This window comes from Nocardia brasiliensis ATCC 700358 (assembly GCF_000250675.2).
GTDB classification, from domain to species: Bacteria; Actinomycetota; Actinomycetes; order Mycobacteriales; family Mycobacteriaceae; genus Nocardia; species Nocardia brasiliensis_B.
The window spans coordinates 4537367-4560305 of record NC_018681.1 but is presented as its reverse complement, the minus strand read 5'-3'; the positions used below and the strand labels follow the sequence as shown (position 1 = coordinate 4560305).

The 22939-nt window shown below is 65.3% G+C and carries 1 protein-coding gene (only partly in view); it reads left to right on the top strand.

Annotated elements, in window-relative coordinates; all coding sequences use genetic code 11:
* Positions 1-22939 carry the 3' end of an ADP-ribosyltransferase gene (locus O3I_RS20410; protein ID WP_041562737.1) on the top strand. Its footprint begins 24599 nt before the window's first position, so the window shows 22939 of its 47538 coding nt (coding positions 24600-47538); its start codon lies beyond the left edge, outside the window; it ends in the stop codon at positions 22937-22939.

The following is a 22939-nucleotide window of genomic DNA, read 5'->3' as shown; positions in this document are numbered from 1 at the left end:
GGAGATCTCCTACAGCGATGGCGAGGACCCGGACTTGATGCGCAGCGCGGGCGTGGTCCACCTCAATGTGCCCACCTATCGCACGGAGGACCAAGAGCCGACCGACCCGTCCCCGCCTCCGGTCGCGACCATTCGCAAGATCACGGACGAGGACATCGACCACCTCGCTGCACCGACCCGAGGCCTTCCCGAGCAGGCGGTCGTCCTCGACGCCGGCTCCAGCACAAAAATCCGCCAGGCCGTTTTCGCTCTCATCAACGGAACGAGGCTCGATACCGAGCAGGTCGAGCAGACCGAGCAGGTCGAGCAGGCCGTATCGGGAGCATTCCCAGTCGATCCCGAAGAGGATGCGGTCCTTCCGCGGTGGAATCCGCAACCGGCAGCCGAGCCCGAGCAGACCAGCCCGCCGACCTCCGACCTCCCGTCCTCGGAAATTCCCACGGTTGTCGTCACCGATCCATCCGGCGCGCTGCACACCGTTCTCCCGGTACCCGATACCGAGACCGCGCCTCCGCCCACACAGATACCCGGTGCATTCCCCGTCGAGTCACCCGAGCAAACCACGCCTCGCCGGACCGACACGCTGCCATCCGACGTGCCGGCGATCATCGTCACCGATCCCGCGGGCGCGCTGCACGATGCGTCGCGGGCGCTCAGCGACCCCGAATCGGAACCCGACGTACGCCCAGGCTGGGTCGAATGGGGGATCAACAAGATCGCCGTCGGCGGTAACTGGGTCTGGGAACAAACTTTCGGCGGACGCACCGCCAACCCGGAGTCAGCGCCGTACCAAATCATTCACACCGCCTTCTCTCCGCAAGCTCAGCTGGCGACGCTGGTGCAGACCTCACATGGCTCCGACGAGATCGAGGGCATCGGCACCGCGGGCGTCGTCGCGGGCACCGACTACATCGTTCGACTCGAGTCGTACCTCACCGACATTGTGGTGCTGCCGAAGTCGGCGAAGATCAACACCGAGAACTGGTCGCCATCCCAGGACCATGCGGACGAGAAGTCGCAAACTGTGCACAGCGACCAGTTCGGCCTCAGCGAGACACAGCGCTTCGGCGCCGAAGCCGACCACAGCACCATTCCCGGCGGAACCTACCAGCACGCGTTCTCCCGCCCGCGGCATGCCACGGCCGCCGAATCCATCGGCACCAATCGGATAACGACGATCGCCGCCAACGCGGCCGGAACGAACCCGGCGGGACCGCGCGGCGAGGCCTATCGGTTCACCGCGCGGGTCGTGCACGTGGTCACCGTCGAAACCGGTACCCGCAACCTCATCACAGGTACTGGGAAAGATCTCGCCGCCATGGTGCACCGCCGCTCCAAAGTGGCGAGATATCTGACCGACATGGCGCGAATCCTCGTTGGAGCAGCGGAGCCCACTGCCTACGGCGACAACACCCTCGTCGTCGACGACCCCGGCGGGACCGAATTCCTGTTGTACGACAAGGATCTACACCTGCATCCGCACCTCGCCCGCCTGGTCCGGGAGAGCGGCGTGCACAAGATCGTCAAGCAGCAGCGGGCCGATCTGTTCCTACCGATCGGCTACGTCCTGAGCAACGGCGCCCTCACCTACGGCAACGTCGTCAAAGCGAACATCGAAGGCGGACACAACGACTTCAAAGTGGCTACCAAGAAATTGGTGGAGTCGGTGGCGCCAGGTGTGCTCGATCCCAGCTCGGCCAATCACTTCCGCGGCGTCGTGGCGCAAATCAACAAGCACACCTCGATTTTCGGCACCCGCACCCTCGCCAACGGACCGGGCACCAAGTCGTTCGCGTTCGTCGACCGCAGCTACCCGTTCGTGCCGCGCCTGGTCGAGGTGGCCTTCGAAGCGCGGCCACATCCCAAAGCCGATCTCGACCGGATCCGCGGTCGGCGCCTGCCCAATGGCGTTGCGCTGGAGACCAATTTCCTGCACACGACCGCCAACGGCAACGCGCTGGGCGGCAAGGATACGGCGGTCGGCGCCGGCCGAAGCGGTGACGATCAGTGGAGCTTCAACCCCAGTTTCCAAGTGGAAGGCGGCGTACGCCCCACCTTCAGCTTCGCCGTCAAAGGCACCGGAAGCGCCAGTGGCACCAGGGATTCCAGCCGAGTGCTGAGTACGTGGCTGCGCGGCGACCACACCGCGCGATTCCCGGTGCCCTACGTGTACACGGTCACGGTCAGATGGTGGCTCCTCGAAGGTGCGCATGCGACCTACCTGACGCGCCTCGCCGCATCGACGGCGGGAATCCTGCTGGGACTGGATACCTCGCAATGGGGCCGACCGAACAGCTCCGTCTCGAAGTCCGTCAATTCCGTCAACCACATCCAGTTCCATGTCGACGACGCGAGAACCGCCGGCGACAGCGACACCGTCCTGCGCCGCGTCAGGCCCGACATCTATAAAGCCGATCCGTCGGTCCCCCGCCCTTCCCCGCCCGCGGGAAGTATGGCGATCGAGATGGAGAGGCCGGCCGGGCTCGGCCCGTTGCTCGCGCAGCCGTGGGTGCCGAGCAGACCGATCCAGGTCTACTGGTTCGACGCGATCGATCAGCTCGACCGAGCGCTGCGTGCCGTTGCCCCCTCGGTCGAGGCCAACCACCGGACCCGGTCCGTCGAGAGCGCGCTCCAGGTCTTGAACACGCTCGCCTGGACCGGTCTGCCGACCGTGCTCGGCCCGGGGTCCATCGCCGCATTCCTCGACAATATCGACGCATCGGACCGAATTCTGCCGATCCCGACGGCACACCCCCGTGGTCGGCGGGTCACCGACATCACCGCCGAGGTGACGCTCTACTCGCCAGAGATCGACCGAACCAGCGGGACAATCACGCTCGACGGCATGGAGGTCACGGCGGAGAGTTTCGAGTCCGAGGCAAGCCAGACCAATACCTTCATGCCCACTATCGGTGTGAGCGTCCCCGCCACCGCGGATGCGAGCAACCGCGGCGCCCCCGCGGGCTTGCCCCTGGGTGGCGGCGCCAAAGGCCACGGCATGTCCAGAAAGGTCGGCAACCAACGCCGCGCACTCACCCGCATCGGCACCGCGGCACTGAACGCCGACGGGCTCGGCTCGGACAACCATCGCGCATGGACCATCCTGCTGATCAAGCTCATCGGCCCCAAGGGCACCCTGTGGGTCATCGGCAACGCCGTCACCCGCACCACCGGTGCGTTGCACACACCCTTAGAGCCGGCTCCGGCCCCCGCCATCCCCGAGCAGTCCACCGCCCCGGAAACTGCGAAACAACCGGATCAGAGCATCGAGCCCACCGATTCTGCTGTGCCACTTGACCATTCGGTCGAATCGACGAGTCGGCCGGCAACTCCGGATGCGCCCAACGCCGAGCAGGAAACCACGGAGCCCGATCCCGCACCGAAGCTCGAAGCCAAGTCGGCGCAGCCCACCGACACCCACGAATCTGCGAAGCAGTCCGCGCAGAGCACCGATCCTGCTGTGGCACCGGACTCGTCCGAGCCGACGGATCGCCCGGTGGTACCGGATACTCCCGTCGCCGCGCAGCACACCACGGAGAATGAACGCGGTGCGGCACCCATCAATGACGTCACGTCCTCCCCCGGCGTCCGGTGGCGCGGACCGCGATCGGCCGTGGTGAACGGCATCCGTGCACCTGCCGGGCACGTCTGGGAATCCATGCGCGACGACGGCGACTGCCTGCCGCTACTGCTCGAGCGCATGGTCTACCCGAACGACCCGCCGTCGACACAGAAGATCATGGACCAGCGGCTCGCCGCGTTGCGCGCGGAGATCGCGACCGAGATCGAGACGAACGCGGACGACTACTTCGAGCAGTTCGTCGCCCTTGTCGACGCGGCCTCAGTAGCCCCACCCGAGGCGCCACTGCTCCGCTCCGAAGAAGTGGCTGCGCTGCAAACCGCGCGAGACAACAACCGGCTCCGCGCCGAGTTCGACCGGCAGGTACAGGCGATCAGGACACCGCGGGTCTGGCGAAACGCGGCCAGCCATTTGACTTCTCGGGCCGCGGGCACCACGTTGCAGCGGCGCGGACTCTTCCTGGCGTTGTACAACGATGAATACAGAACTCGCCCTGTGATACTCGGCGTGGAAACCACCGAGGCGGCTTCAGCCACCGCCCTGAACTACCGCAATCACTTCTACCTCGCGGTACCGCACGCACCCGACTCTTCGCTTCCGTCGCGCACACCCTTGTCGCCTGCTGCGCCACAACAGCGGGCGTCGGACGACAGTGCGAAGACGCCCAGCGACGAGACAGGACTCGAGCGCACCGAGGCGGACCGGTCGGACGTCGAAACCCCTGCGGCAGTACCGATCATCGTCGTTTCGCCGCCACAGGACGAAGCGCAGGTGACCCCGGACCGTCCAAACACGCCACCCACCATCACGATTTCCACTCCCGAGGGCACCACCCGGTCCGCCGTCACTGTCGAGGACGTAGCGCCGACCGAGTCCGAAACACCCATTCCCGCAATCGAATCGGTGCCGGAGCCCACGCAGACACTGTCCGCACCCCCGAGCCCACCGGTGCAACCGATCGCGCGCCGGTCGGAGTCGGTATTGTCGCGCGCCGCCGCGGAATTCGAGGGCATCTTCGACCGCCCGCGTACGTTGGCGGAGTTGTACCGCACGCTGCTGCCCGAGTGGCCGGACCTGTCGTTCGAGGACCTGGCAGAGCTGCGAACACACAGCTACGCCCACAACGGACAGCAAGCCCCCACCGTGTCGCGGGAAAATCTGGACGAGTTCCTGCATGCCATCTGGGCTGAGCGTGAGTCGATCGCGACCGCGAATCACATCTACAACGCGTATCTGAGTCGGGGCGCCGGAGATCGACCCGAGAACCCCCGCGCGTTCAGAAACGACATCGCGTGGGTCCTCACCCAGCGCACCCCCGGACCGGCGCAGCAGGGTTTCCTGGCGGAGGCCGGTGTGCTCACGCCGGACAATGCGGACCGCTGGGCGCCCGAAAACATCCCGGTCGTGCACTTCGACCGGCAGAACCGGCCGGACCTGCCCGCCGACGACAACGGCTTCAAGATCTACTTGAATGCCACGGGCGCCGCACGTTCCGACGTGGTGGCGCGTGTGGTGCACAAGGTGCTCGACAACCCCGAGCGCTTCCCCGGGGTCGGCGAGGTAAAGGTCTTCGGCCCGCTGGAGCGCCGAGCGGACGGGATCGTGGTCTACGTCAGCGATTTGGACACGGTGCAGCGGGTCGTCGCGTGGTTGCGGGAGTTCCAGGACGAGCACGCCGAAATGTTCCATTGGGACGTGCCCGCCGGGTCCGAACAGGTCTTGGCCGGTGTGGGCTTCGGCGCGGAAATCAAGCCAGGAGGTTTCGGGGCGAACCGCGCCATCGCGCTGTTCGACGCGCTGAACCTGCACCGCCACAACACGTTCGACGACTTCGTCGCCGAGGTGCGTGCGCAATTCCGCAGCCGCGGCATCGATCCCGAACAGGTACACCTCAACCTGCCCGCGCTCCGAACAGACGACCAGCAGACAGACCCCGCACCGGCTACCGAACAACAAATCCTGGAAGAGCCGGAACCGGCCGAGCAATCCCAGCTGCACGACGAGCAGCCCGTCGACCAGACGGCCCCATGGCAGCAGGAGATGCTCGACGCGCTCGCACGCGACCAGCTCAGCGCGACAGCGCAGACGGACACCGGAGACCGAGGGGACTCGACCGAGGCACCGCGGGGTCCGCCGTCGGAGATCATCCGACCCTCTTCGCCCACCGGCTCTGTCGAATCCACCGGCTCTGTCGAATCCACCGGCACCGTTCGGTTCGCACCGCTGCTCGACCAGGAGCCGCCGCACTACATCGACGAGACGGACTCCGATACGGCGTCCCGGCCCGGCTCACCGGCCGACAATGCGTCGATCTACAGCACCGACGCCGATCACCCTGCACGGTCCCAGGACTCCCCCGCCCACGAGCCGATCACAGACGAGCAGACGAGCCCGGTGATGCCGGTCAGCCTGGCGAACATCCGCCCCGCATTGCGCTGGGACGACGACGAATCCGTGCACAGCACCGACGAGCCGGACCGTGCGCCCGTTGCGTCCGAAACCATCGGCCAGAACAGGCTTCCCCGCACGTTCACGGTCGATATTCCGGGAAGGGGTGTCTCCGAGCCGCGGGAACAGCAGGACGAGCCCGCCGGGCGGAAGCGGTTGTCGTCCGGATCGCGAGTGCGGGCCGCAATGCCCGACACCTTCGACCTGTCCGGTGCTGGATGGGACGCGCACACCCTGGGCCGCTCGAAGAGCGACCCCGGCATCCGCACGCACGACCAGGGCGGCGAAACATCGAGGCCGACTGCGCAATTGGGTCCGGACGAGATGACACGCCACGTCGAGATGACACACATGACCCGACCGCCGGGGCAGTTCGAGGACGTCGCCGATCTCGTCCACGACGCGCCCGAGCTCGAACCGGCGGCACGCACCGACCAGGTTGTCGCCACCCCGCACACCGGTGACGCTTCCCAGTCACAAGACAGCACAACAACGTCCGCCTCCGAGCGGCGAAACTCATACGCTGGAACCGACGGCAGCACATCCGCCCATCCCCAGGCCGAGCGAGCTTCTCGCAGGTCCCAAGCGCTGCAACGGATGCGGGGCTTCGTCTCGCGCCTCCGTGAGCACGGCGATCCGCGCGACGCTACGACAGCGCCGCGCACAACGTCGACCGAAGGCAGCACAGCCCGTCAGCTCCGCACGGTCTTCCACCGGCTCGTGCGCCGATCGGCCAGCAGTGCAACGACTTCGGCCAGCCGTGCTACCGGGAGCGCTATCGCCGGCGACGGCACGGCTGCCCACACGGTTGCTTCCGACGCACCAGCCATCGCCGCCTACAGTTCCGAGCCTGACTTCGACTGCCTCACCACCGCACTCACCGACATCCAGCACGACAACAACAGTCGCGCGATCCGGCCGGATTACCGGTCGACCGCACTGCCTTTCCGCTCGAAGCGACACTTGCCAGGCCGCTCCCGGCGCGAAGCCGAGAAGGCCGCGGGCGGCAGACTGCGCGGCTACGCCGACGAACACCGGATCGCCAAGCAACTGCAAATTCTCGGCCCCGGCGCCCAAGCCCTGGTCGTCGGCGTGCATCCGGCCATCAACGCGAACGGCATAGGCGCACAAGCCTATCGGATGGTCAACGACCGCGGCGTCATCGTCGTCCGTGACGCCGCCGATCCGGCGCACCGCCTCCCTGGACAGGGCCGCGCCGCCCGCGTCTTCGCCGTCCTCTACTCCCCCACCGGCAACCAGACCCGGCCCCTTCGGCTGCGTGGCGAAGCGATCCCGGAGTTCCCGCGGGACATCCGCATCGGCGCACCCTACGAGGCGACCGGCACCCGGCGACCCGGCAGCCCAACGGCCGGTCCCACCCGCGCCGCCGACACGACACCGCGCCCGGCCGGGCGCGGCACCCCGAACACCGACGGCAGCACATCAGCCCACACCGGCGACGCGTCGCGCATCACCGGCGTACGGCCGCACGGCGACGGATACCGGATCGAAGCCGAAGTAGGCTCCAGCGCAACCGGTTCCGCGCCCGCACGCCGGTCGACGGACACTGACGACACAGACCACATCGAGGACGGCACCCGCGAGTTCGACACCGACAGTATCGTTTCGGCAGATTCCGACGCCTCGGCGGCGTGGCCCGGCGCGATCCGCGAAACGCGAACTTTCGACGGCGATACCGCCGACGAAGGCCGTATCGATGACGACGGGGTGCGCGTATTCGATACGGACACAGCGGGTGACCGGTTCGGAACGAACCATCTTCGGACCCTTTCGTGGTACGAACACGCCGAACCCGCGCGCAATGCGCTTGTCGCCCACGGCCAGAATTCGGTGCTCAACAACATTGTGCGGAGCCTGTCGGATATCGAACTCGACCAGCTCTGCGCGCGCATCGAGCACAGCGTCGCCCTCTATCGCGCGATCGTCGCGGAGTACGGCACCGAATTCGCCTTCGGAGCGCTGCGCACCACCCGCGACGAACTGGCGGGCCGAGCCGACCTCGACGAACGTGAAACGAAGCTGCTGGGCGCTCTCACCGAGATCCTGGGCAGTGAAAACCCGTTCCGCCGTTGGCAAGACATCACCGCCGATGCCTACATCCACCAGGACGCGTCCGGTCTCTATCGCCGTGCCTACGGTGCCGAGTTCGGCCCCGAGGTCGTTCGAAAGCACAGAGATTCGCTCGACCGGGCGACCGGCCGCCCGCTGCCCTCGACCGAACCGTTCCGCGTCCTGCGCACGCTCGAAAGCGTCGATTTCCTGCTTGCCCAGGACGGTGCACCGCTGAACGGGCGCAATGTCGCCCTCGCGGTCGGTGTTTCGCATCGAGACCCCGGTTACCTGTCGACGTCACTGACCGCCAACCCGATCCAGGTGTCGCGGTTCAACAGCAATTTCGTCCTCGAACTCGAGGTGCCGCCCGGGTCTCGCGGCATCTATGTCGGCAGCGACGGCGGTCTCCGGCAGAACGAACTGCTGTTCGCCCGCAATACCCGCTACCGGATCACCGGGATCGGCCCGACCATCCACGGCGTCACCATCCTGCGCGGTCGCATCGAGCCCGACGAAACAGCCGCCCGCCACCCGGACTGCGCGCCGCTGGCTTTGCGCTACGTCGCCGACCAGAACCCCCGTGCGCCGATCACCGCGCCGGCGCAGCACTCCGTCGGGCTCGACGGGATGAGCGCCGAACAGTTCAACCGCCATGCCGGAGGCGAACTGCGCACCTTCACCAGCCATGCCGAGATCGAGGACGAACTCCGGCAACTCGGCGCGGGAGCGTTAGCCCTCGTCGTCGACGCCTATCACGGTCCGGTGGACGTGCACGGAATCGGCGCGCACACAGTGGTTTTCGAGAACAACCAGATGATTGTCCACGGGTACGACCCGATCACCGAGGACTACTACCCGATCGACCGCCACCCGACCGCCAACGTTCGCGCGATCACCGCCATCGTCTACCGCCCGGACGGAACCGTGTACACCGCCGATCGGGAAGCCGACGGCGCGGCAGTCCTCGGCGAGACCCGCATCGGCGCGCCGGACCGAGGTGCGGTGGCTGCCGACAATCGTGCAACGGAGCCGATGGCTCCCACAGAGAAGCGCGACCACTTCGACATAGCAACCTTCCTCGGAAGTTTCGGCGGCGCGGCTTATTCACCCGGTACGAAGCTGAGTTTCCAAGCCACCGACCGCACCATGCACGCCGAGTTCGGTGCCACCGGGGTCGCCCTGTCCTGGACGGGCACCCGCGCGACGCCTGCACCATCCGAGCATCCCCTCGGCGAATTCTGGCATCTGCTCCGGACCGGTTACGAGCCGCTGGGATTCACTGTGGTGCGGGTGGCTCAGCCGCCGTTCCACGCCGCCGCCACCGCTCGGATACTCAGCACCCCCGAATTGCGAAATGTGCTGACCGCCAATGGTTTGGACACCGAAACCGAAATACATTTCCAGGACGGTGCCGACCATCGCGTAGCGGTGGTGCGGCGGGACGGGAACCTCGCGGTACGCGATCCGCACACCGCGGGCGATCTGCCACCCGACCCGCGGGCGATCATCAGCCGAGCGGAATTCCTGCACCGACTCGGCGAGCGCGGGACATGGCATGTCCGGGTCGCTGTTTCGACGCCACTGGAGTGGCATCGCATACCGTCCATCGGGCCGGACAACCTTTATCCGACACTGGCGCGGATTCTCACAGTAGATGCCGAAGTGATACGGCAAAAGACCGAGCGGAGGATGGCAGCGGCGAACATCGACTCCGCACTCGAGGCGGCAGCCCAGGAATACGCCCTCAATATCGTCTTCGAACGTCCGGGCGAACCTCGCACAACCCTCGTGAACAGTCCGAAGCTGCCGAAATTCTTCCTGCGCCAGACCCTTACCGGCTACGAAATCGGCATCACCGCCACCGGCCATTACGCCACCGTCGTCACACCGGACCTCGCCGCCGCACAGGTCAGCGTGCCGCGCGAGCAGATCCCGGCACCGCGGACCACCATACTGGCCGGCGGGCCGGAACCACCGCTGGAAGGCGCGGCGGTGCGCCGGAACTACATCCCGGAACGGGGGCCGGTCTCCGCGCGAGCCCCGGAGCCCGCAGTAGTCAAGAAACCCCGGCGGAAGCGGACGACCTGGATCCGGCACCGCACGGTCCCCGCCGCCAAACTCGCAGGACGCAACGTTCAGTCCGCGCATCTGCCTCGGCCGACCTTCACCGACCCCACACCGGTGCACTACATGGACGAGGTGGAGCGCGAAGCCCACCGGCTCTACGTGGACGAAACCGGCCGACTCCGGCACGCCCGCGACGGGTCGCTGTTCCAAGCGGAACGGAACGAGGATTACCTCGGCGATCGCAAGTACATCTTCGTCATGGACGAATTCGGCAATCTGTATGCGGGCGAGAAGATCAAAGGCCTGATCCAGCATTCGTCGTTCCTCGGCGGCCGGATCGTCACCGCGGCCGGGGCCATCTCGGCCAAGGACGGCATCGTCACCAGGATCGTGGACAGCAGTGGGCATTACGCGCCCGACGAGCAGACGAACGACTACGCACTGGCGTTCCTGGAAGCACAGGGTCTGCGCTTCTCCGATGATTTCCAGCGAGTCTATTATTCGAACAACGATCAGTTCCTGCTCCGGGCGCCGGCGGTCCAAGAACGCGTCCGCGCCGCCGCACTCGCGCGGGTACAGCGCATCCTGAACGAGGGGCCGACCTTCACCGCACCCTTCAAGGTCTATCGCACGGAAACAACGCAGAGGTACCTCTCCTGGCGTGATTTCCCACCCGGAACGACAATCGCTTTCCAGGACGCGCTTTTCGACACCACGGCCACGGTCACCGAGGACCTGACCTTCCGAGTGTTCGCCCGCAGTATCGATGGTTCGCAACCCGACCGTGCGCACGAACTGGACGGCGAGGCGTTGCGGGAGCTGGTGTTCCGGCTCGACGTGGGGTCCGTCCGGGTCGAGCGACCGGAAGTTCCGGTCTACACCTACTACGGCGAGGACCTGCTGCGCCGAATGGCGCAGGGCGAGGCAGACTTCCACGCCGACAACGCCATCCCGACGCCTGGCGATCAACGAGCGCCGCCGTCCCACCATGACCGACCAGTGGTGGACCGGACGATGCCGTCCCGCTGGGAGCCGGTACAGGTCCCCGGTGATCCAGGATTCGCCGCGATCGCGCAACTATTCGGGATATCCGAGGTCGCTCGGGTCCGCAGGCGCATTCTCGATCACCTCCGCGAAGAAGCGACGATCGAGCACGAACGCCGCGAGGACGTCGACGACAGCCGGGTGGCCGGCGACATCGACGACACGGAGTGGGGGGACGAGCTGCGGGACCGGCACGAGTTCGACCGCTGGCGTTCGACCGCGTACTGGGACCTGGTCGATCCCACCGCTGTGTGGCAGACACCGGATTTCGATGCCGGAGATCGCCTGCTCCGGCTGGTGGCGGCCGCCTACGAGGTGAACGTCGTCAGCGTGCACCCGGACGGTCAGGTGCGCGAAATCATCCATTCCGCCGAACGATTGACGGTGTTCCTACGTCGCACTGCGGCAGGGCATTTCGAGATCGGTGCCACCGCGACCGGCACACCGTTGGTGGAATGGCCGCAGCAGCGAGTGTGGGACGCACTCGCCACGCCTGGCGGACGGGTGCCCAGGAACCAGATCCCCGAACCCCTGCGGCTCGAGTTGACCAAGCCGCACATTCCACTGCTCTCCGCCGCCTTGCCGAGCAAATTCTCCGAGGAGGGGTCCGCGCGACCCGTCCATTACATGGATGCCGACGAATTGGAGTCGCATCGGCTGTTCCTCGGCCCGGACGGCCGACTGCACCGGGCCTCCGACGGGTCGCGGTTCGACACGACCAAGCTCCTCGATTGGCCGGGCGACAGCCGCATCATGCTGTTCGTGATGGACGAGTTCGGCAACCTCTATGCCGCCGCCACCGAACCGAGTGGCCGAATCCAGCACGCTTCGTTCTTGGGCGAGGGTGCGGTGACCGCCGCGGGCGAAATCGGGGCGGTCGACGGCATGCTCGACGAGTGGTCCGACAGCGAACGCCAAGGCCCGCCGCACCCTGAGCACAATGATTTCGCGCTGGATTGGCTGCGCCGCCGCGGTCTCGCGTTGGACCCCGGCTTCCGCAGGACGGACGCCGATGCCGAATCCCGCGATCGGGTCGGCGAACCGATGCGGCAACGCACGCAACTCACGTACCGCCGGATACTCGCCGACGCCACCGACAAAGCGTTGCACCGCATCGAAAACGCGCCGGCGCAGAGCCCGGCGGCGCGCGCGGTGGCGCAGGTCGCCCGCGAGCAGCTCGCCACCGAACAGCGACGGCTGCGCCGCTGGCAGCAACTGTTCCAGGTGCGCCGAATCTCCAAGACCGAGCAGATCAACTCGTTCGCCCATCCCCTACCCGTGGGCGCGCACGATCGTCTCGTGCCGCCCGGGTCGATCGATGCCCTGCGAAACGCCGAAGGGTCCGCCGGTGCACGCGCGGCCTGGTGGGTACAGCACGGACGCGCGTGGTGGGCGGCGCTACAGTTCGCGGACCTGGCACCGGACTATCAGGAGCGCCTGCTCGCCGATTTCCCCGGTCTGCGCAATGGTGACGGAATTCCCGCCGAGGTACGAAACACCCTGAACCGCAGGTACATTCTGCTCGAGAGTGCCCGCCTGAAGCAGGCTGCTGAAGCCGGCGTGCAGATGCCCTCCCAGCAACGTCGATCGCACAACCTCGAGACCACACTGGTCGCCTTGCACGGCGCGGAACTCGAAGCCGCCATAGCGGCACAACGATCCGGGGGCGTAGTCGCCACGGTGCGGTTGCTGTCGTTCCACCAAGACCTGCAAGGCCGCGCCGCCAAGGTGGCCATCGCGTTCGGTCCGGTGGACACCGCGGCGACCATCGACCGGCAGCAGACCGACGACGCCTCCGTCGGGTCATTGCTTCCGGCCGTACCCCCGATTGTGCGAGTCCACCAGCAAAACGCCGGTGCCAGAACGGATCACGCGACAGTTCTCACCCTCGGCCAAGACGACCTACCGAAATTCGACACTCTCGCAATAGGCGGCCCCGCCGCCTACGGCCTTTACGGACCCGAAACCCCCACCAGCGCAGAATCTTCCGCGTCGGCTACCGCAACAGGCCACACCGCGCCGCCCCCCACCGACCCCGGCCGCCCCGGCCCGAGCCGGACCGGCAACGCGACACCGGAGCTCGCACCGACAACCGGTGCCGCGCGCGCCGATCTGCGCCCGCCCGCCGGGTTCGACGATCCAGCGATGTCGGGTTCTTGGTGGCTTGATGTCGGTGAAACCTGGTGGAAAGAACTGCATTTCGATGAACTGCCGGACGCCGAACAGCTGCGTCTGCTGACCGAATTCCCGGCTTTGCGGGAGATTGTTCCCTTCCCGATCGATTATGAACTCGACCAGCGGATCTTTGTACTCGAGCTGAGCAGGCTCGAGGCGCTGGCGGGCGACAGTGGCGAGCTTTCGCTGGATGTGCTGCGGCAACTGGACGAGCTCGATTCCCCGTATACTTTTCCGGGGACCGGCCGAACGTGGTGGGACAACCTGCTTATCGAGCGCTGGATCAACGAGGACCGGCGCAAGCTGCTCGACAGGTTCCCCGCTCTACGTAACAGCGCGGTCGTCCCTGCCCCGCTCCGGCACGCACGCCATATCTCGCATCTCGCGGTCAGGAAGTGGTGGTTCCTGGAGTTCGAAGATGATTACGAGAATGGGTTCCCACCGGATCTGTTGCAGGTACAGCAAAACCTGAGCATTCCCCGTGCTTTCTTGCGCGCCGCGGTCAGGAACGCCGAGGTGGCCGCCGATCGTTCCGACGGCACGCCGGCGGCAGTACATCTGTTGTTTTTCGTCGATGACGATCTGGGTCGGCGCGGTACCATCGCCATCGGTTACGGACCCATCGATTCCGCGTCGACGGTGGACTGGTACGCGTATTCCTCCTCGTCTCCAGATTCGCTGTACGACATGGCGGGCCGGGTCGCGGGACTGCACGCCGACACCGTGCGCACCACTCCCGGCGCGGCGAGCGTCGTCTGGCTCGACTACGGCTCCGCGGTCTCCGATGATTCTGCCGGGCGCCTGAGTGCGGCGATCACCGAGTTCACCACATATCGTCGCGGCGCACCGCACATTCGCCTTTTCGCCACCGCAGAACTCACCGCCGCCTTGCCGGATACTGATTCGTCGGCGGTGGCGGTGCATCTCTCGGTGGTCGATACCCTGCTTCCATTCAACGGTGTGCGGGTGTTCACCAGCGACCAGGACGGTGCCGACTTCGGCCACAGCGTGCTACGCACGTGGCCTGAGTGGTCGACTGAAGTGCACACCGCGTTGCGGAATTACCAGAAGACTTTTGCCATCAACCTGATACTGCGTACTGCGGGCGGCAACTTCGACGAAAGATACGACCAGCTCCGGCAGCATGCCGGTATCAGTAAAATGCTCACCGAGGGGTTCGCTGAGGCACCCGATGCCAGTGCACTGGAAAATCTGCGCGAATCCCTGAACGAGAAAATGAGCAGCGGGGAAACTCTTGACGATTCAGAAACTCGGAAACTTGCCGCGCTGGAAGACATATTCAACCCTGGCGCCCAACGCTCCGACGAGCGTTGGAAGCAGATCTGGCAAGACGGAGAACTCTACAAAGACTTCATTGAAGATTATGAACGTTTCTTCAAGGTCTCGCCCACGCGGGACCTTGCCCGACGGTATCTCGAACTTCTCGACTTGGCGACCAGCCAGCCACTGCCGGCAACCGAACCGTTCCTCGTCATCCGTTCCCTCGAGAGTGTCGACTTCATGGCCATCGACGGACACGGAAACACCCTCGACGGCCGCGAAGACCTCAGCCTTATACTCAATATTCTTCAGCAGGAGTCCGCCCTGCTCTCCACATCGCTGACCGCCGAAACAGTGTCGTTCGACAAGATCAAGACAAAGTTCCGCCTCGAACTCGTCGTACCGCCCGGGACACGCGGCGTCTACATCGGTGCGGACGCGGACCGCAGAATGCGGGAACAGAACGAACTCGTCCTCGCGCGTGACACGTTCTACAGAATCACCGGAATCGGAACAGACCCCTTCACTCCCTCCGTCATCGTCCTGCGCGGACACGTCGAACCATCGACCCCACCAGCCACCTCGCATCCGGGCATCCCGAACCCCGCCCACACCCACACCGGTGGCGTGCGGCACGGCGACATCGACGGCTCGGCCGCCCAACTGCTGGGCTGGGAGCCGGACGTGGCGTTGCCCGCCGATGCCCCCGACTCACCGCGCACCGCCGTCCGCCCAGGCCGGCTTCCAAGCGACCGATCGCCCAGCGCCCCTTCGGGAACGGTCGGCACCGCCCGCACCAAGCCGTCGTTCGAGCCCGAGGGGGACGACACCTACTTCGGCGCCGATTTGCTGGCCTCGCTGCAGTCGGACCCGTACGAACGCTACGGCCTGACGCCGCGCACGCGACTCGACACCGGCGATCTGCGACCGCCGACCCTTGCGGAACACCGGGAATACCTCAAAACGCATGAATTTCCGACGATCCCGCTTCCGATCGCTACCAAGCGCATTGTCGATTCCGATGGCAAAGCCGCTCTCGTCCTGGTGAACGGTGACGGCGAGGTCGTCACGCTGTCGGCTTCCGGTCGTGCGGAAGCGGATCTGGTCGTCGCCGCGGATGGGGCTGCTCCTTACTACGACTTGACCATGCCGGACGGCAAGCACGTCACGGTTCCCGAGGCGCTGGCTCATGGTTTCGAATACCAGCCCGGCACTGCTACGACCCGCGGCACGGTGGCCTGGGATACCACCGGCGAAATCCGCATACTCGGTAATGACGGCCACGGCGACGAGGGGGTCATCACAGTGGCCGGCGGAAACGACCTCATCGTTTTTCCGACGTCGGATGGTTCGCGGGTTATCGGAAATCCGGAAAAGCTCATGTGGTGGCTGGCCGAAGTGCCGCACAACGTACTGCCCGAGACGCCGGAACTCGCCGACCGCAGCGCGGAGAAGTTGTTCGGACCATATGGACCGCAACCCCAAGACGCGCAGCAAGGAGAGGCCGGCTATTGCTCATTGATCGCGCCCCTACAGCGGATCGCCCAGCGTGACCCGCAGTTGATCGAAGAGATGCTGCACGACAACGATGACGGCACTGTCTATGTGCGGCTCCGCATAAACGGCCGCATCCATTGGGAACTGGTCAGCAAGGACATCGACGTCACGCCCGGCACCGACATCGGGCACTACGTCTATCATGTGCCCGGACAACCGTTGTGGCCCGCCATCATCGGAAAAGCGTTCGCACAATGCTTCGGCGGGATTCTCGGTTACTACGCGAGTCGCACCTCGGTCATGAGCGCGATGGACGTTCACACCTACCTGGACAAGCGGTACTACCGTTCCGGCGACGGCGCGTTGGCGCAACCCTCGCGCGTTGTGACGGATGCCTTCTACCCGGTCCATCTCGACTCGGAGACGCTCGGGAGCATCATCGGTGGCGACCCTGACTTCACCGCCCTCGCCGCCGAGGTCCTCGATGACCTCGAATCCGCTTGGCGGACAGTGCACGATGAGGCGCGGAATACGATCATGGCGGCTCATCCCGACAACCCAGCCGACGATCCGGACGTCCGTGCCCGCAGTGACGCCGCACGCGCGGCGGCGTGGGACCAGTTCGAACGCACCGAGGATCTGCGGTCGCCCGCGGGTTTCCGCCGTTATCTCGACAGTCGGTTCCCCGGTCGGTGGGAAACCGAGAAAACGGCTCTGGCAAGCTATTTCACCGCGATATATGGCGGACCGGCCGAACGCAGGCTGCTTCCCGCCCGCTACAGATTCGTCGCTGAAACCATCGCCGCCCGCATCGCCTGGGCGCTGCGGCGCGGTGTGGTCACCATCGGCACCTCCCATTTCGGGCAGGGCCGCGAAAACGCGACGGCTGTACCGGGTCTGGAGGGCGGTCACGCATACGGGGTCCTGGACGTCCTGCGCGACGAGCACGGCATACCGACCGGGCTCTTGCTCAGCAATCCCTGGGGATACAACGGTGACTACCCCACCCCTGTGTCGGGTGTCGAGTACCGTTTGCCCCCGACCGGATCCCGCTACACCACCCGCTCCGACGGCACCCGCGTCCGCGAGGATCAGGACGGCGGCCAGGAGCGGTTCTCCAAAGACTCCGGCAGATACTGGCGCGACGCGGACGGCGAGCAGCGCTGGACTTCCAAGGCCGGCATCAAGATGCGCAAACCCGCGGGCAGCACCAGTTGGCAGTATGACTGGAACCGCAAGGATCCGCCCGATGGCACGATTCCCGACTACGGCATCATCGCAGTCGATCTCATACACATACCGAAATTCGACACTCTCGCAATAGGCGGCCCCGCCGCCTACGGCCTCTTCGGGGCCGAAAAACCCACCAGCACAAAGGATGCCGCCCCGGCCCCGACGGACGGGCACGCTGCGTCACCCCCGGCGGGGAGACCCACACGGTTCGGTCCTGGCGGTGTGCCATCGGAATACACCTCGGCACCCGGGCACTTCATACCAGCACCCGTGCCAGGCGATGGATCTTCGCAGCCGTACCGCGAATCGAATCCCGGTGATCGCGGCCGGGATCCGCAGCAGCCACCGAACAGTGACGTCGGAAGGCGTCACGTCGCTGCCGACAAGGAATACTGGATCATTCATGGTATCGCCAAAGGCTATACAGATTGGGATATTCTGGAACATCTCAATCGCAACGGATTTCCCGATCTGAACATCGCGGAAGTCAGCTTCCTCGTTAATTCTTCCTACGCTTCGGCGGGAATCGAGCGCACGGCAAGTGTTGCCCGTGATCCGGGAACGGTACTCGAAGCGCTCATGGCGAGTTTCGGGGGGCAGATCGATCAAGAAACGCTCGACGCGCTTCCGCTGCGGTTGAGTCCACTGGAAAAGGCCGTATTCAAATACATTTACGACCATTCGGACGACGATGCATCCAGCGTGGATTTCTTTGATGAGGTCGGCACAGCTGTCGAGGGTCAACGCATAGACGGTAAAACGCTCGCCCGGGTATCCAAAGACACGGCGAAGACCGCGGGCAGGTCGATACTGACCAGGGCTGGGATTTTCCGGAGTGAGTGGAAGCGCGACAGTCGTGGGCGGCATAACCTGAGGGAGACTGTCGTGGCGCTCGCGCACAGTCTCGGGGGGCGGATCGATGCCGAGACGGTCGCCGCGTTCCGCAGGGCCGGTGGGGCTCGGCAATGGCGGGCACCGCCTGGGCCGCGTCCGGCGCGCGTGGTTGGCGGACGGAATATCGACGGCAGTAGCGTTCATCCCGGTGGTATTGCGGGCTCGCGGCCGGTCGGTCCGGTGGTCTCTGGTTCGGGTTCCGGTGTCGGTGGTCCGATCCGGCCGTCGCCAGGGGGTTGCGGAGTGCGGGCCCTCGAGTATGCCGCCGGGTTGAATCCCGCTGCTGGGATTCGGTCACCGGGGGTGTCGGTCGGGTTGTCCGGTATGACTGGCCCCCAGTTCGAGTTCGGTGCCGGTGCGCGACTGCAACCGTTCAGTACTCTCGTTCCGGCCGTCGGCCGGCTTCGTATGCTCGGTCCTGGTTCGTTGAGTCTTGTGGTGGGTGCGCATTTCGGTGTCGATGCGCGGGGATTCGGTGCCCATGTCATCGTGATGCACAATCGCGGCGGGGCGCTGTGGGTTTACGATCCAGAAACTCGGATCGATCAACCTTTGGAACAGCATGTCTTCGCCGAGGCTCGGGCATGGCTCGTGATCGTGTACGGCCCGGGCAGCGGCCCGCAGCCCATCGCGGGTCATCCCGACGACGGTGCCCTCGTTCTCGGTGACGCTCTGATCGGCGCGCCATTCGGTGCCGCAGCACCCCAACCAGGGATCGGTGCTCCAGATCTCCACACCACCTCGGCCCCCGCTGCGGGCAGCCCCCGCGGACCGATGGATTTCGCGATGGTGCCTCACCAGCCTATCGGCAGCCAGTTGCGTGAATGGGAGGAACTACCGGTCGAGCAGCAGGATGCGGTGCGTACGCACGTTGCGGAATATGATGTGGTGCAACGGGTTCTGGCCGAGCGAGGCGTGGCGGCGGAACAGCTGGAAGATCTGAACGCCGAGGGCCTTCGCGCCGAACTGGACGCGCACTTCCACGACCGGTTCGGGCGGCCATTCGATCTCGACGCGTTCCGGCGACGTGCCCAGATGGTGAGTGCGTTGATAGACAAACCACTATCGATCACGAAGCAGTTGTACATAGTGCACGATCTGGATACTCTCGATCTCCTGCCGTCGGATCCACTTCTTCATTCCGCAGCGATCGGTACCACGGTCCGGCGGCCAGCCCTCACCGTCGGCGCTCTCGCGGATTCGGCGCCCCCACAACAGACTCGGCACCGGCTCGAGCTGACCGTGCGCCCCGGGGCCCGCGGCCTGCTTTTCTCCGATTCCGATGATGCACAGACATTGTTCTCCGCCGTCGCCGGGCAGCCGCAGATCATGCTGTTCGGCGACGCCACCCATCCGAAGATGCTGCTGCCGCACGACTCGCCGCTGCACATCACCGGCATTTACCCGGACGGTGCCGGCTTCCGGGTGCAGGCCGAGGTGGGGCCGGATACGGAGAACCAAGGCCGTATCGACGAAAACGGCGTACGCATATTCGACACCGACGAGGCCGGCGCCAACTTCGGCTCCCACCAACTGCGCCGCTGGGACGACCTGCCGCGCGAGCAGCAGGTCGCGCTGCGCGCGTACGAGGAATCCCAGCACACCAACGACATTCTGCGGCATTTCTCGGACGACGAGCTCATCGAACAGTTCAACCGATTGCGGCACCATGCCGAAATCGAAGAATGCGTGAACCCGACCCACCGGCCGAACCTGAATGTCGTCCTGCTGCGGGCCCGCCGTAACGCGCTGCGCAGCGCATCCGACCGCACCGAGGCCGAATCGCGGGAACTGCTGATGCTCGACGAGATCCTCGCCGATCCACGCGCCGCGGCGCGCTGGGATGAGATCCGCGCCGACGCCGACCAGTACCGCGAGTTCAACGAGTACTACCAGGAATATTTCCAAGTTCCCTGGAGCCCCAAAGCCATTCGGGATCATATCGCCCTGCTGGACCTCGCGACCGACCGGCCGCTGCCGCTGACACAGCCGATTCGTGTGCTGCGCGCGCTCGAGGACATCGACTTCCTGCTCACCCAAGACGGCACCCCGCTCGGCGACAGGCAGGATCTCACCCTCCTGCCCGGCGGGTCCCAAGTGGAGCCCGCCCTGCTGTCCACGTCGATAACCGCGGAAACGGTACACAAGAGTCGTGTCATCAAATTCCGGCTGGAATTGATCGTGCCGCCCGGAACACGCGGGATCTACATCGGCAAAGATGGTGATTACCCACACCAGAACGAACTCGTGTTGGCGCGCAACACGCGCTACCGAATCATCGAGGTGGATCAGTCCGACCCCACCGTCACCGTCCTGAAAGCCGTGGTGGAACCCGGCGAACAACAGCGCTTGACCGCGGCGCAGGCGCGGCCGGTCGAGCGGCCGTCGGGCGGGGAGCCGGACGTCGAGTTGCTCACTGACACACCGGCGTTGCTGCGTATCGAGGACCCGTCGGAAGTCGGTGCCTACGCCGCGGCGGTGTGGCACGCTCCGTCCCCACAGGCCGCGCTGGCTATGGTCGCACGGTTGGACCCGCGCACGGTGGCGGCGGTGCGCGCCGCGTATCCGGGCAAGGACTTGGTCGCGGATCTTCATACCGGGCTGCCGGACGAAGCCGACTACATCGACCACGTATTCGCCGCTGCGCCGGACGAATCCGCGGCACCGCCGATGGAGCGGGAGCGTGGTGCCGCTGTTGAGGACGGGTCTGCAGCGTATGTCTCGGAGTCCGGCACGTCGAATGCTCGCGGAAACTGTGGGCCATTGGCTCTCCGGTACGCCGCGAACAAGAATCCCGACACACCGATTCGGCCGTCAGAGGTGAGTGTCGGGTTGTCCGGTATGCGTGGTGAGGATTTTGTAGACGCCGCTGCCGCACCGTTGCAACCGGTCGGCTCGCTGGCGGGCGTGGTAGCCGAACTTCGTATTCTCGGACCTCGCGCTTTGAGTCTTGTCGTCGATGTCCATGGCGATCCGGCTGCTCGCCGCATCGGTGCGCATGCCGTGGTGCTCTACAAGCAGGACGAAGAGCTATGGGTGCATGATCCGAAGACCGGCGACCACGCTTTGGCGGACCATCCCATCGCGCGTAGTCGTTCGCTGCTTGCGATCGTGTACAACGATGACGGGCTTGTGCGAACTCTGGCGCGTTTCTCGAACGACGGTGTGCGCGTCCTCAACGAGGCGCTGATCGGTGCGCCACCTACCGAGGACGGTATGGGTTACTCGGCGGGCCTCGAATCGGGCAGTTATCCGGAGTCGGACGGGCAAAGCGGGCCGCACGTCGAAGTATTCCACGGCAGCCCTGCGGAGTTTCCGAATAATTTCCGATTCGACGCTGAATTCGGTATATATTCGCCCGGCACTCTCGTTCATATCACCGACGATGCCGGAACTCTGCTGCTCACTGTTACTGGGAACGGCTTGGTCACCGCGAATTATGGGGACGGCGGTAATTCGGGGCAATGGGTGCAAACGTTCGAGGGCGACATTCAAAACGCTGCGGAATATTTGATCGGGTACCTGTCGGAGGTTCCGCCCACGCGAATCGAGATCCATCACCCGACTCCGCTGACCGCAGCCGCAACAGGGGCGTCCGCCGAGGAGTACGACACGGCTGGGTCCTTTGCCCACAGCGGGGCGCCACTCGGTGGGGACCACACCGACGCGCCGCCTGCCGGCACTCGCGCCGATCTGGAAAGCTGGGTAGCCCACTGCATCATCCGGGGTTACACGAATCAGGACATACTGGATCACCTCAAGGAAAGCGGATTTCCCGATCTGAGAAAGACACAGGTGGACGCCTGCGTGCAGGCCGCGTACGCATCCGCGCGAGTCGAGTTTCGGCTCGTAAGGGGTACAAGCAAAGGAATGCAGATAGAAATTTTCGCCAGGAATTATCCGGGTTACATCGATCAAGGCAGGCTGGATATCCTACCTCTGCGTGCGAGGCGCCTGGAGCGGGCAGTGTTCGCACATTTTCGGGACCACCCGAACATTGCGACGCCGAATAAAGAATATTATAAAGAAGTTGCCATCGCCCTGACTGGCGCAGAAGTGGACGGCGAGGTCCTCGGGAGCATATCCTCGGATATGGTCGCCATAGCTGTCTTCGAGCTACTGGCGAGAGCTGGGATCCCCAGGTCCCACTGGGTCAAGGATCCTGTACGCGATAATCCGGACCCGAGGGCTACACTCGCCGCGTTGGCGTATCGGCTGCGGGGTCAGGGGCGGCTCGACCGGGTCGCTATCGCCGAGTTCATGACGTCTGGTGGTCCCGCACAGTGGTCGAATCGGATGGGGCGGGCCCGCCCGAATCTCGCGAAGGAGATTTTCGAGTACCTTTACGAGAATCGCAATAATCACTTTAATGTCGGATATGAGAATATCAGCGCCCATCTAGCGAACAAGGGCCTCGGGAGCCTTTCCAGGTCGGCGGTGAACAACGCCATTTTCGATATACTGAACAAGATCGACGTGCCTTCCGGAGCCACGGAGTTCGTCGCCGCCGGGTGGCCGGCCGACAGGTTCTTGGAAATCGCTGCGCGGTGGCCTGCTGCCGTCGAGGCGTACCGGGTCTCGCGTAGCCGGTCGTCGACTGACGGACGTTTCGACGGCAGTAGCGCGCATCGTGGTGGCAGCGCGTAG